This window comes from Cupriavidus sp. IDO, from assembly GCF_000812465.1.
Lineage (GTDB): Bacteria > Pseudomonadota > Gammaproteobacteria > Burkholderiales > Burkholderiaceae > Cupriavidus.
Map to the genome: position 1 here is coordinate 29,185 of NZ_JWMA01000079.1, position 13,788 is coordinate 42,972.

Annotated in this window: 10 protein-coding genes; 2 read left to right on the plus strand and 8 right to left on the minus strand. The window is 64.3% G+C overall.

Going from position 1 to position 13,788, the window contains the following annotated elements; translation table 11 throughout:
- Window positions 1-48: 48 nt before the first annotated feature.
- A complete protein-coding gene (gene pncA, locus RM96_RS22280) occupies window positions 49-693 on the minus strand; it encodes a bifunctional nicotinamidase/pyrazinamidase (protein WP_039013745.1) in 645 nt (214 codons plus the stop codon).
- Between the two features lie 30 nt (window positions 694-723).
- The gene (locus RM96_RS22285; protein ID WP_039013746.1) at window positions 724-2,805 is read right to left on the minus strand and encodes a 3-hydroxyacyl-CoA dehydrogenase NAD-binding domain-containing protein; all 2,082 of its coding nucleotides are present in this window, start codon (window positions 2,803-2,805) and stop codon (window positions 724-726) included.
- 477 nt (window positions 2,806-3,282) lie between these two features.
- Between RM96_RS22285 and RM96_RS22290 the strand changes: the two genes are divergently transcribed.
- Window positions 3,283-4,803: an amino acid permease gene (locus RM96_RS22290; RefSeq protein ID WP_039013750.1), complete on the plus strand. Its 1,521-nt coding sequence runs from the start codon at window positions 3,283-3,285 to the stop codon at window positions 4,801-4,803.
- Between the two features lie 60 nt (window positions 4,804-4,863).
- Here the strand turns inward: RM96_RS22290 and RM96_RS22295 are convergent, their stop codons facing one another.
- The 6 genes from RM96_RS22295 to RM96_RS22320 form a co-directional block, all read right to left on the minus strand.
- Window positions 4,864-5,577 carry an ABC transporter ATP-binding protein gene (locus RM96_RS22295; RefSeq protein WP_039013751.1) on the minus strand — a complete coding sequence of 238 codons (714 nt, stop codon included), beginning with the start codon at window positions 5,575-5,577 and terminating at the stop codon, window positions 4,864-4,866.
- Window positions 5,577-6,350 carry an ABC transporter ATP-binding protein gene (locus RM96_RS22300; RefSeq protein ID WP_039013752.1) on the minus strand — a complete coding sequence of 258 codons (774 nt, stop codon included), beginning with the start codon at window positions 6,348-6,350 and terminating at the stop codon, window positions 5,577-5,579. The genes RM96_RS22295 and RM96_RS22300 overlap by 1 nt, the downstream gene beginning before the upstream one ends.
- Window positions 6,347-7,660, minus strand: coding sequence for a branched-chain amino acid ABC transporter permease (locus RM96_RS22305; RefSeq protein WP_039013754.1), 1,314 nt, complete (start codon window positions 7,658-7,660; stop codon window positions 6,347-6,349). The genes RM96_RS22300 and RM96_RS22305 overlap by 4 nt, the downstream gene beginning before the upstream one ends.
- A gap of 4 nt (window positions 7,661-7,664) precedes the next feature.
- A complete protein-coding gene (locus RM96_RS22310; protein WP_039013756.1) occupies window positions 7,665-8,612 on the minus strand; it encodes a branched-chain amino acid ABC transporter permease in 948 nt (315 codons plus the stop codon).
- Window positions 8,613-8,791: 179 nt separating this feature from the next.
- The gene (locus RM96_RS22315; RefSeq protein ID WP_039013757.1) at window positions 8,792-10,042 is read right to left on the minus strand and encodes a branched-chain amino acid ABC transporter substrate-binding protein; all 1,251 of its coding nucleotides are present in this window, start codon (window positions 10,040-10,042) and stop codon (window positions 8,792-8,794) included.
- A 137-nt stretch (window positions 10,043-10,179) separates the two neighbouring features.
- Window positions 10,180-11,805, minus strand: a complete 1,626-nt coding sequence (locus tag RM96_RS22320; protein WP_039013758.1) for a 3-(methylthio)propionyl-CoA ligase — start codon at window positions 11,803-11,805, stop codon at window positions 10,180-10,182.
- A 431-nt stretch (window positions 11,806-12,236) separates the two neighbouring features.
- Here RM96_RS22320 and RM96_RS22325 point away from each other — a divergent pair, with 431 nt between their 5' ends.
- Window positions 12,237-13,781, plus strand: coding sequence for a protein adenylyltransferase SelO (locus RM96_RS22325; RefSeq protein ID WP_039013759.1), 1,545 nt, complete (start codon window positions 12,237-12,239; stop codon window positions 13,779-13,781).
- Window positions 13,782-13,788 lie beyond the last annotated feature (7 nt).

Here is a 13,788-nt window from a genome sequence, read left to right on the forward strand (position 1 = left end):
GTCTTGCTCCTCGGAATCTCTTGGTGTCTTTCAGTTCGGTGGTTCGGTTCAGCCCTTGCCTTGCAGCAGGTCGGCGGACACGACGCGTGCAACGCCGGCGGCGCGGAGGTCTTGCCAGGCCTTGGCCAGCGACCCTTCCAGGTCGATGGCGCGGCAGGCATCCTCGATCACCGCCGCCTCGAAGCCCGCGGCGCGCGCATCGAGCGCGCTCCATGCCACGCAATAGTCCGTCGCCAGCCCAGCGCAGAACACGCGCTTCACGCCATGCTCGCGCAGGTAGCCGGCCAGCCCGGTGCGCGTGGTGCGGTCCGCCTCCAGGAAGGCGGAGTAGCTGTCCACGTCGGCGTGATGGCCCTTGCGGATCACCAGCCGCGCGTGCGGCACGTTGAGCCCCGCATGCAACGCGGCGCCCGGCGTGTCCTGCACGCAATGCACCGGCCACAGCACCTGCGGCCCGTACGGCAGCGTGAGCGACTGGAACGGCTGCGTGCCGGCATGGTTGGCCGCGAACGAGACGTGCGCGGCCGGATGCCAGTCCTGCGTCAGCACCACGTGCCCGAACGCGCGCGCCAGCCGGTTGATGACGGGCACCACCTCATCGCCGTTGGGCACGGCAAGCGCGCCGCCCGGCATGAAGTCGTTCTGCACGTCGATCACCAGCAGGCAATCGTCCGGTCCGATGGTCGTGTTCATGTCCGCTCCAGGCTGAACCCGATTAGCTGCTTAACCGTTAAAGCCCTTGCCTTCGTCCGCCAGCTTCTGCAGCAGCGGCGCGACCTGCCAGGCTTCACCGTGGTAGCCCTTGGCGTAGCGCTTCATCGACAACGCCACGTTGTACAGGCCGACCTGGTCTGCGTACAGCATCGGCCCGCCGCGGAACAGCGGGAAGCCGTAGCCGGTCAGGTAGACCATATCGATATCCGAGGCCTTGGAAGCAATGCCCTCTTCCAGGATCTTGGCGCCCTCGTTGACCAGTGCGAACACCAGGCGCTCGACGATCTCTTCGTCGGAAATCTTGCGGCGCGTGATGCCCAGGTCCTTCGAGTGCTGCACGATCATGTCGTTGACCTGCTGGTTCGGGTACGGCTTGCGGTCGCCCGCCTTGTAGTCGTACCAGCCCGCACCGGTCTTCTGGCCGAAGCGGCCCATCTCGCACAGCAGGTCGGCGGTCTTGGAGTACTGGATGTCCGGCTTGTCCACCGCGCGGCGCTTGCGGATGGCCCAGCCGATGTCGTTGCCGGCCAGGTCGCCCATGCGGAACGGGCCCATGGCAAAACCGAACTTCTCGATGGCCTTGTCCACCTGTTCCGGCAGCGCGCCTTCGTCCAGCAGGTAGCCGGCCTGGCGGCTGTACTGTTCGATCATGCGGTTGCCAATAAAGCCGTCGCACACGCCCGACACCACGGCGGTCTTCTTGATCTTCTTGCCGATCTGCATGACGGTGGCGAGCACGTCCTTGCCGGTCTTCTCGCCACGCACCACTTCCAGCAGCTTCATCACGTTGGCCGGGCTGAAGAAATGCATGCCGACCACGTCCTGCGGACGCTTGGTGAAGGAAGCAATCTTGTTCACGTCCAGCGTGGAGGTGTTCGAGGCCAGGATCGCGCCCTGCTTGGCGACTTCATCCAGCTTCTTGAAGACGGTTTCCTTGACGCCCATTTCCTCGAACACGGCCTCGATGATGAGGTCGGCGTCCTTGAGGTCGTCATAGGACAGCGTGGTGCTCAGCAGGCCCATGCGCTGCTCGACCTTCTCCTGGGTCAGCTTGCCCTTCTTGGCGCTGTTCTCGTAGTTCTTGCGGATCGTCGCCACGCCGCGGTCCAGCGCTTCCTGCTTGGTTTCCAGCATGGTGACCGGGATACCCGCGTTGAGGAAGTTCATGCTGATGCCGCCACCCATGGTGCCGGCGCCGATCACGGCGACCTTCTCGATCTTGCGGGTCGGCGTGCCTTCGGGCACGTCGGGGATCTTGCTAGCGGCACGCTCGCCGAAGAAGGCATGGCGCAGCGCGCGCGATTCCGGGGTGGTGACCAGGTACAGGAAGCCATCGCGCTCTTCCTTCAGGCCTTGCTCGAAGGGCTTGAGCGAGCCAGCCACGGCTTCCAGGCACTTCAGCGGCGCCGGGAAGTTCTTGGCCATGGCGGCCACGGTGTTGCGGGCAAAGCCGAGGAAGCCTTCGGCGTTCTCGTGGCGGACCTTCAGGTCGCGCACCTTCGGGTAAGGGCCGGGGGCTGCGGCAACGCTCTGGGCGAACTTGACGGCTGCAGGCAGCACGTCGCCGTCGACGATCTCGTCGAACAGCTTGGTGCCGGCAAACTTCTCGGACAGCACAGGGGTGCCCGTCACGATCATGTTCAGGGCGGCTTCCAGGCCAATCACGCGCGGCAGGCGCTGCGTGCCGCCGGCGCCCGGCAGCAGGCCGAGTTTCACTTCCGGCAGCGCGATCTGGGCGCCCTTCGAGGCGACACGGTAGTTGCAGCCCAGCGCCAGTTCCAGGCCGCCACCCATGGCGACCGAGTGCACTGCCGCGACGACCGGCTTGGACGAGCCTTCGATCACGCGGATCACCGAGTGCAGCGTCGGCTCCTGCGTGGCCTTCGGCGTATTGAATTCACGGATATCGGCACCGCCCGAGAATGCCTTGCCGGCGCCGGTAATGACGATGGCCTTGACGGCCGTATCGTCCAGCGCACGGGTCATGCCATCGACGATGCCAAGCCGGGTGCTGTGACCCAGGCCGTTGACAGGGGGATTGTCGAGCGTGATGACGGCTACGCCGTCCTGAACCTGATACTGCGCTGTCATGCTGGTTCCTTTGGTGTCAAAGTTGTCTCGGGATTCGAATTCTCGAATTTTTTATTACTGCACTGCGCGACCTGTCGCGGTCGCTTCCTGCCAGCTACGGGATCATTGCCGTAAAAGGGTAAACCCTCCGCATTCCCGCTCCCCATATGCCTTTCGGCGTTTGGGCGAAACAAGCATACACAAAATAGCACGGTCGTTCAATTTTAATTTTCGGCGATTTACGACCTGCATAAGCCCGGTTCATGCCCAGTCTCACCCGCGTGCATGGCGATCTCGAATCCGGTGCAAAATTGCCCGCCGCAATGCCGCTTACGCCACTTTCCGATTCGACCGAGTACCGGCTCTAAACCAGTATGCGACTGAATTTGACCGATGCGGCGAATCGGCAAGGCAAGACAAGGTAGACTCGCGACTTTTCGTTTTTACGCCCGGGCATCCACAAGGCGCCGGGGCGCACACGAAGTTCCAGTGACCCTGATGTCTTCCCATTCCCACCCTCATCCGCACCAGCATCCGGTTGTCGAGCACGACGACCTCAAGCGCAAGTTAAAGGCACGCCACCTCACCATGATCGCCATCGGCGGCGCGGTGGGCACGGGCCTGTTCGTGGCGTCGGGTGCGTCCATCGCGCAAGCAGGTCCCGGTGGCGCGCTGCTGATGTACGCGCTGCTCGGCATGATGGTCTACTGCCTGATGACCAGCCTGGGCGAACTTGCCGTCCATATGCCCGTGGCCGGCTCCTTCGTTACCTATAGTGCGCTGTACGTCGACGAAGGCTTCGGCTTCGCGCTCGGCTGGAACTACTGGTTCAGCCTGGCCGTGACGATTGCGGTCGAACTCACCGCCGCGCAGCTCGTCATGCAGTACTGGTTCCCCGAGGTGCCGGGCGTGGTATGGAGCGCGGCGTTCCTGGCGCTGATGTTTGCGCTCAACGCGATTTCCGTCCGCGGCTTTGGCGAGGCGGAATACTGGTTCGCGCTGATCAAGGTAGTCACCGTGATCATCTTCCTGGGCGTCGGCCTGCTGATGATCTTCGGCGTCATGAAGGGCGGCCCGCAATCGGGCTGGCACAACTTTACAATCGGCGATGCGCCCTTCGTGGGCGGTATCCCGGCCATGTTCGGGGTGGCGATGATCGCGGGGTTCTCGTTCCAAGGGACCGAAACCGTAGGCGTGGCCGCCGGCGAAGCGGAGAATCCTGCCAGGACCATTCCCCGCGCCATCCGCCAGACCTTCTGGCGCATCCTGCTGTTCTACGTGATCGCCATCCTGATCATCGGCGTTTTGATTCCCTACACCGATCCGAGCCTGCTGCGCAACGACGTGACCGACGTCGGCGTCAGCCCGTTCGCGCTGGTCTTCCGCCACGCCGGCCTGGCCTTCGCGGCCGGGCTGATGAACGCGGTGGTGCTGACCGCGCTGCTGTCGGCCGGCACCTCGAGCATGTATGTCTCGACCCGAATCCTCTACGGCCTGGCCGTCAGCGGCCGTGCCCCGCGCGCACTGGGCAAGCTCACGGCCAGCGGCGTGCCGTTCAATGCGCTGCTGATCACCACCGGCGTGGGCGCGCTGTGCTTCTTCAGCTCGCTGTTCGGCGACAAGGCGGTGTACCTGTGGTTGCTGAATACCTCGGCCATGACAGGGTTCTTTGCCTGGCTGGGCATCGCCGTCAGCCACTACCGCTTCCGCCGCGGGCTGATTTACCAGGGATACGACCTGAACGCGCTGGCCTATCGCTCCCCGCTCTATCCGTTCGGGCCGATCTTTGCCGGCGTGCTGTGCCTTGTGATTGTCGCGGGGCAGAACTACCAGGCGTTTACGGACATTCCGAACCGCTGGCAGGAAATCGTTGCGACTTACATTGGCGTGCCGGCTTTCCTGGCGCTGTGGCTGGGGTATCGGCTGGTGAAGAAGACGCGCTTGATCGACTACGAGGATATGCCGTTTGAGTTGCCGAAGCCGGCGGCGGCCGCCGCCGACGCTAAGCAAGCGGCCTGAACACTGCCGGTTTGCTCCCCTCTCCTGCAAGCGGGAGAGGGAGAACACATTGGGTCGAGCTCAGACCTCCAGCCACTCCTTCCTCACCTGCGCATTCGCCTTCAGCTCCGTCGGCGTCCCCTCGAACACGATGTGCCCGTGCCCCATCACATACACCCGCTGCGAAATATCCAGCGCGATGGCGAGCTTCTGCTCGATCAGCAGCACGGAAATGCCACGTTCCTTCAGCGTCTTCAGGTAATCGCCGACCAGTGCCACGATCATCGGCGCGAGGCCTTCGGTCGGTTCGTCGATCAGCACCAGGTCCGGGTCGCCCATCAGCGTGCGGCACAGCGTGAGCATCTGCTGCTCGCCGCCTGACAGCACGCCCGCGGAGGTGTTTTCGCGTTCCTTCAGGCGCGGGAACATGTTGAACATGTCCTCGATGGTCCAGCGCGGCCTGGCCTGGCGCGGGTTGCGTTTCTCGCCCAGCAGCAGGTTCTGCCGTACGGTCAGGGTCGGGAAGATGTCGCGGTTTTCGGGCACGTAGCCGATACCGAGATGTGCGATCTCAAAGGTGCGCCGACCGAGGATTTCTTCGTCGCGGAAGCGCACCGATCCTTCCGCCTTGACCATGCCGAGGATGGCCTTGGCCATGGTCGAGCGCCCCACCCCGTTGCGGCCCAGCAGCGCGACGATCTCGCCCTCGTCGATATGCGCGTCCACGCCGTGGAGAATGTGGCTCTTGCCGTAGTAGGCGTGCAGGCCCGTGACGTCCAGCATGCGCTTGCCCATCAGTGCGCTCCTTCGATGGCTTCCTCGTCGAGGGTGGTGCCCAGGTAGGCTTCCTTGACCTTGCGGTTGTTGCGGATGGCTTGCGGGGTGTCCGTGGCGATCACTTCGCCGTAGACCAGCACGGAGATGCGGTCGGCCAGTCCGAACACCACACTCATGTCGTGCTCCACCATCACCAGCGTTTTGCCGACTGTGACCTTGCGGATCAGTTCCACCGCGTGATCGGACTCGGAACGGCTCATGCCGGCCGTGGGTTCGTCGAGCAGGATCACCTCGGCGCCGCCGGCGATGGTGATGCCGATCTCCAGCGCGCGTTGCTCGGCATAGGTCAGCAGGCCCGCCTGGCTATCGCGCCGATGGTGCATGCCGATCAGCTCAAGCACTTCGTCGGCACGCTCGCGCGCATCGCGCAGGGCCGAGAGGCGGTGCCAGAACGAGTATTTGTACCCAAGCGACCAGAGCACCGCGCAGCGCAGGTTCTCGAACACTGACAGCCGGTGGAAGATGTTGGTGATCTGGAAGCTGCGCGACAGCCCCATGCGGTTGATGGCGAACGGCTGCAGCCCGCCGATGTCTTCGCCGTTGAGCCGCACCGACCCGCTGGTGGGTGCAAACCGGCCCGAGATCAGGTTGAAGGTGGTCGACTTCCCCGCCCCGTTGGGCCCGATCAGCGCGTGGCGCTCGCCCTTTGGAATCGTCAGGTTCACGCCGCGGATGATCTCCGTCTGGCCGAACTTTTTGCGCACATCGGTCAGTTCCAGTGCCGCTGTCATGCCCTGCCTCCTGCGATTTCCATCTGTACCTTGTCCCATGCGCTGCGCACGCGCGCCGCAGCCAAGCGCCACGCGAACAGGCCGCCCGCCCACAACGCGGCCGCCACCAGCCAGGGAGCGATCGTGCCTGCGTCGAAGCCGATGCCGAACAGCGACATGGCCGTGCCGTTTGCACTGTCGACCTGGACCTTGTAGACCAGCTCCACCGTCAGGATCATGGCAACCAGCAGCACCACGCCGGCGCCTGCCGCGCGTGCGTAGGCCGGCAGCATCTGGCCCAGCTTGCGCTTCGCCAGCAGCGGCATCTGCATCATCAGCAGGCTGGCCAGGCCGCCCGGGACGAACATCACCATCAGCACGAAGAACAGGCCAAGGTACAGCAGCCACGCCTTGGTCAGGTCCGAGAGCGCCACCGCGAACAGCACGAACACCACGGCGCCCAGGATCGGCCCGAAGAACACGCCGGCGCCGCCAATGAAGGCCGCCAGCAGCACGCCGCCCGAGCGGACCGCGCTGACGTTCTCGGCGGAGACGATTTCGAAGTTGATGGCCGACAGCGCCCCGGCGATGCCTGCGAAGAATGCGGACAGGATCAGCACCAGGTAGCGCACGCGCTGCGTGTTGTAGCCGATGAACTCAACGCGCTCAGGGTTGTCGCGCACGGCGTTGGCGATCCGGCCCAGCGGCGTCTGCGTCCACGCGTACATCGCGATCATCGACAGCAGGCACCAGACCGCGATCAGGTAGTACACCTGACGGCCGGGCCCGAAGGTGATGCCAAGGAACGGGTCGCCGACCACGCGGTTGGTGGAGATACCGCCTTCGCCGCCGAAGAATTCGGGGAACATCAGCGAGCTGGCGAACACCATTTCGCCGATGCCCATGGTGATCATGGCGAAGGTCGTGCCCGACTTCTTGGTGGTGACGTAGCCGAACAGCACGCCGAAGAACGCGCCGGCCAGCCCGCCCACCACCGGCAGCATCGACACCGGCAGCCAGATCTTGCCGGCGCCCACCATATTGAGCACGTGCACGGCAATGAAGGCACCCAGGCCGGCATACACGGCGTGGCCGAAGGACAGCATGCCGGTCTGGCCGAGCAGCATGTTGTACGACAGCGCAAAGATGATCATGATGCCCATCTGCGACATCAGCGTGATGGCAAACCCACCGGTGAAGATCAGCGGCAGGACCAGCATCAGCAGGATCGTCAGGCTCCAGATCACCCAGCGCGCCAGGTTCATCGGGCGGTAGCGCATGGTGCGGCCGGTCACGACCGGCTCGCGGCTTTGTTGCATTGTCTGCTCCATGGTCTCAGCTCTCCCGGGTTCCCATCAGGCCGCGCGGGCGGAAGATCAGCATCACCACCAGCAACAGGTAGGGCAGCACCGGCGCCACCTGGGCCACCGTGAGCTTCCACAATGAATAGAACGGCGTGGCGTCGCTGACGGCCAGGCCGATGCTGTTGAACAGTCCGGCCAGCGACGAATCGATGGTCACCGCAAAGGTCTGCAGCACGCCGATCAGGATCGACGCGATGAACGCGCCCACCAGCGACCCCATGCCTCCCACCACCGCCACCACGAAGACGATCGATCCCACCGCCGCCGCCATCGATGGCTCGGTGACGAACGCATTGCCGCCGATCACCCCCGCCAGCCCGGCCAGCGCGGCGCCGCCGCCAAACACCATCATGAATACGCGCGGCACGTTGTGGCCGAGGGCCTCGACCATCTCGGGGTGTGTCAGCGCGGCCTGGATCACCAGGCCGATGCGCGTGCGGGTCAGCACCAGGTAGATCGCCACCAGCATGCCGAACGACACCAGCATCATGAAGGCGCGGTACTTGGGGAACGAGGACGTGAAGACCGTGAAGAGCGGCCCGTCCAGCTCGGCCGGGATCCGATACGGCACCGCGGCCAGGCCCCAGACCAGCTTGACGCCCTCCTCGATCAGGTAGGCCAGCCCGAAGGTGAACAGCAGCTCGGCAACATGCCCGAACTTGTGCACCGTGCGCAGGCCGAAGCGTTCGACCAGCGCTCCAGCGCCGGCGACCAGCAAGGGCGCGAAGATCAGCGCCGGCCAGAAGCCGACCTTGGAGGCGATGGTGTAAGCGAAATAGGCACCCAGCATGTAGAAGCTGGCGTGCGCGAAATTGAGCACGCCCATCATGCTGAAGATCAGGGTGAGGCCCGATGACAGCATGAACAGCAGCAGCCCGTAGCTGATGCCGTTCAGCAAGGAGATGACGAAGAATTCCACAGCTTATCCTTCATTCTGGCGCCGCCACGCGTGTTGCGAGCCGGCTTCCGTCCGGTTGGAAAAAGGGTGAACGCCACCCTGCCGGGGCAGACTGCGCCCGGATGCTCCCCGGTTTCGACCGAACGTATGCAGGATCGGGCGGCCACGACATACCCCCGGGCCGCCCGCCGACGACAGGATCAGCCCGGCCGCTTCATCTGGCAGGAAGTCGGCTGCGCCGCGACGTACTGGTCCATCAGCGCATTGGTCTTCCAGCCGTAGCCGGTGTTCTCCTGGTCGTACTTGATGTCCTTGCCGTCCACCTTGGTCCAGGTGGCCACCACCAGCGACTGCTGGGCCTGGTGGTCGGTGTTACGCATTTCCACCGTGCCGTTCATGCTTTCCACCTTGGCGCCCTCGAGCGCCTTGGCAACCTTGACCGGATCGGTGGAACCGCTGTCCTTGACGGCCTTGGCCAGCATCGCAATACCGGTGTAGGCAGCCATCACGTAGAAGTCGTCGTTGTACTTCTTCTTGAAGCCCTCGATCACGTCGGAGCCCTTGAAGCCCTTGTTGTTGGGGTTGTAGTAGCCGACGTACTTGACGTGCTCGGCACCGGCCGCGCCCATGGCGGTGGGTACGCCGGTGGTGGCGGCGTAGTAGGTGTAGTAGTTGGTGGTCAGGCCCGCGTCCTTGCCGGCCTTGATCAGCAGTGCGAGGTCGCTGCCCCAGTTGCCGGTGATCACGGTATCGGCGCCGGAGGCCTTGATCTTGGCGGCATACGGCGCAAAGTCCTTGACCTGCGCCAGCGGGTGCAGGTCTTCACCGACGATCTGGATGTCCGGACGCTTGCGCTTGAGATAGTCCTTGGCGGCCTTGGCAACCTGGTGGCCGAACGAATAGTTCTGGTTGATCAGGTAGACCTTCTTGACGTTCGGATCCTTGGCCAGGAAGGTGGTCAGCGCCTCCATCTTCATGTCGGAGTTGGCGTCGAGCCGGAAATGCCAGTAGTTGCACTTGCCGTTGGTCATGTCCGGGTCTACCGCCGCATAGTTCAGGTAGACGATTTCCTTGCCCGGATTGCGCTCATTGTGCTTGGCCACCGCATCCTCCAGCGCCAGCCCGACCGACGAGCCGTTGCCCTGCACGATGTAGCGGATGCCCTGGTCGACCGCCTGCTTGAGGATGGTCAGGCTCTCCTGCGGCGACAGCTTGTTGTCGAAACCGACCACCTCGAACTTGTGCGGACCGCCCCAGCCCTTCTGGTTCGCCACGTCGGCAACATACTGCCAGCTCTTGAGCTGGTTCTGGCCAACCGGCGCCATCAGCCCCGAAAGCGGATCGATGAAGGCAATCTTCACCGTATCGGCAGCTGCCGTGCCCGATACCAGCGCAGAACCCAGTGCCGCGAACATGGCAACACCGGCCACCAGCGGACGCATTTTGGTCATACCTGTCTCCTTCACTCTTGTCGTTGGCTTGTCGTCGATTGCGGCATGCCGGACGCGCCCTCCAGTCGCGCGCCAGCCCGCCACCGGTGCGCCGTGCTGCAAGCTGGCACGGCGCACCGGCTGCTACCCTGTATGCCTCAGGCAGTTGGCAGGCGATAGTCCTTGAACTGTTCGCGCAGCTTGAGCTTCTGCATCTTCCCGGTGGCGGTCAGCGGGATCTCGGTGACAAATGCCACGTCATCGGGAATCCACCACTTGGCGACCTTGCCTTCGAAGAACTGCAGCATCTCTTCGCGGGAGACTTCCGCGCCAGGCTTTTTGACCACCACCAGCAGCGGCCGCTCATCCCATTTGGGGTGATACGCCGAGATGCAGGCAGCCATGTGCACGGCCGGGTGCGCTGCGGCGACGTTCTCGATATCGATCGAGGAAATCCATTCGCCGCCGGACTTGATCACGTCCTTGCTGCGGTCGGTGATCTGCATATAGCCATCGGCGTCGATGGTGGCCACGTCGCCGGTCGGGAACCAGCCGTCGGTCAGGGGGCTGGTGCCGTTGCGGTAGTACTGCGCGATGATCCAGGGGCCGCGCACCATCAGGTCGCCGAAGGCCTTGCCGTCCCAAGGCAGTTCCTTGCCGTCGCCGTCGACGATCTTCATGTCGACGCCGAAGATCACGCGGCCCTGCTTTTCCTGGATCTTGTGGCGGTCGGCGTCCGACAACTCCTGGTGCTTGGCAAGCAGCTTGCAAGACGTGCCCAGCGGCGACATCTCGGTCATGCCCCAGGCATGGATCACCTCGACGTCCAGTGCTTCGAGCGCACGGATCATCGCGGGCGGCGCAGCGGAACCGCCGATCACGGTACGGCGGAACGTGGAGAACTTCAGCTTGTTCGACTGCACGTACTGCAGCAGGCCGAGCCACACCGTCGGCACGCCGGCGGAGAAGCTCACCTTTTCCTGCTCGAACAGTTCGTACAGCGAGGCGCCATCCAGCTTGGGCCCCGGGAACACCAGCTTGGCGCCCACCAGCGGCACCGAGTACGGCAGGCCCCAGGCATTGACATGGAACATCGGCACCACGGGCAGGATCACGTCCTGGGCCGAGCAGCCCAGCGCATCGGGCAACGCCGAGGCATAGGAATGCAGCACGGTGGAGCGATGCGAGTACAGCGCGCCCTTCGGATTGCCGGTCGTGCCCGAGGTGTAGCACAGGCTCGACGCCAGGTTCTCGTCGAACTGCGGCCACTCGTAGTTGCCGTCCTGCGCATCGATCAGGTCTTCATAGCAGAGCAGCGGCACCTTGGACTCGGCCGGAATATGGGCACGGTCGGACATCAGCACCCAGCCCTTCACATTGGGGCAATGCGGCGCCACGCCTTCCACCAGCGGCAGGAAGGTCAGGTCGAAGAACACATAGCCGTCTTCGGCGTGGTTGACGATGTAGGCGATCTGCTCCGGGAACAGACGCGGGTTGACGGTATGGCAGACGGCACCCATGCCCGACACGCCGTAATAGATTTCCAGGTGCCGGTAGCCATTCCAGGCCAGGGTGCCGACGCGGTCGCCCTGCTTCACGCCCAGCGCGCCCAGCGCCTGGGCCAGCTTGCGCGCGCGCAGTTCGCAGTCGCGGTAGGTATAGCGGTGGAGGTCGCCCTCGGTACGTCGCGAGACGATTTCGGTGCTGCCGTAATAGCGCGCAGCGTGCTTGATGATGGTGGAAATGAGCAGCGGCGCGCTCATCATTTGACCCATCAATGCCATGAAATAGTCTCCTGAATGTGGTGAGTTCCGTGTAAAAACGAACAATCGTTCTATTTTTTGGCGATTGTTCCCATGCATCGAATCAACGTCAACGTGAATCCGTTGTGCACTGCCATATTCGAGGCCGCAATTCTGCGGAGCGCCATGCATCGGATTCATGCGCGCAATTAGTGAGGAGAAACATTGCGCCGTGTGTGGCGGTCTGACTAGGGGAATCCGATGTGCAAGTACAATACTGCGTGCCATGTTGCACCTCAACATGTCGTTTTCCCTAGCCCGCAAGCGCACTTGCGGGCCGCGAGACGAACCGGCGCTGCACTGCCACCATCGCGGCTTTCGACTAGCCATGCACGTTCGCGATCAGCATTCACCAACGGCCTCAGATCACCGCGCCAGGAATCACGCTGCACCGCAGCCCGCCCCCAACTTCGATGCCCGATAACCAGACTGATACGCCCTCCCAGCCCTTCATCGTGCCGTTCGCCACGGAGCCAGGCTTTGCCGCGCTCGGCGCGCAGTTCTACACCCGCCTGCGCCCGACCCCGCTGCCGTCGCCCTACCTGGTCGACATTGCGCCGGCGGCGGCTGCACTGCTGGGTTGGGATACGGATGTGGCGACGCGACAAGAGTTCATCGAAACATTCGTCGGCAATGCCGTCCCCGACTGGGCAGATCCGCTGGCTTCGGTCTATTCCGGCCATCAGTTCGGCGTCTGGGCGGGCCAACTTGGGGACGGGCGCGCAATCCGGCTCGCGCAGGCAAGCACGCCCGCCGGCCCGTGGGAAATCCAGCTCAAGGGCGCCGGGCTGACACCCTATTCGCGCATGGCGGACGGACGGGCGGTGCTGCGTTCGTCGATCCGCGAGTACCTCTGCTCGGAGGCGATGGCGGCGCTGGGCGTGCCGACCACGCGCGCGCTCAGCATCGTCGGTTCCGATGCGCCGGTGCGGCGCGAAACCATCGAGACCTCGGCGGTGGTCACGCGGCTGTCGCCTACCTTTATCCGCTTCGGGCACTTCGAACACTTCGCCGCGCACGACGACGTGGCCTCGCTGCGGCAACTGGCCGACTTCGTCATCGACAACTTCATGCCGGCCTGCCGCGAGACGCCGCAGCCCTATCTCGCGCTGCTGCGCGAGGCCTCGCTGCGTACGGCCGACCTGGTCGCGCACTGGCAGGCCGTGGGCTTCTGCCATGGCGTCATGAACACCGACAATATGTCGATCCTCGGGCTGACCATCGACTACGGCCCCTTCGGATTCCTCGACGCCTTCGACGCCAACCACATCTGCAACCACTCCGACACCCAGGGCCGCTACGCCTACAGCCAGCAGCCGCAGGTTGCGTTCTGGAACCTGCATTGCCTGGCCCAGGCCCTGCTGCCGCTCTGGCTGGACCGGAATGCCACGGACAGCGAAGCGGCGCGTGAAGCGGCCGTGGCCTCCGCCCGCGAGGCGCTCGATCCGTTCCGCGACCGCTATGCGTCGGAGTTCTTCCGCCACTATCGCGGCAAGCTCGGGCTGCACGCGCCCGCGGGCGGCGACAAGGAAGACGAGCCCCTGCTGACCGGGCTGTTCCAGCTGCTGCACGAACAGCGCGTCGACTACACCTTGTTCTGGCGCAACCTCGCCCGCATCTCCTCGGCAGACGGTTCGCAGGACGCGCCGGTGCGAGACCTGTTCCTCGATCGCGCGGCCTGGGACGCCTGGGCGGCTGGCTATCGCACCCGCCTGCAGGCAGAACAATCGGACGATGCGAGCCGCCGGGCGGCAATGCTGGCGGTCAACCCGAAGTATGTGCTGCGCAACCACCTTGCCGAGACCGCCATCCGGGCCGCCCGCGAGAAGGATTTCAGCGAGGTGCAGCGCCTGCTCGCCGTGCTCTCCCGACCGTTCGACGAGCAGCCCGAGGCGGAAAGCTATGCGGCGCTGCCGCCCGACTGGGCGTCGGGGCTCGAGGTGAGCTGCTCGTCGTGATCCGGCC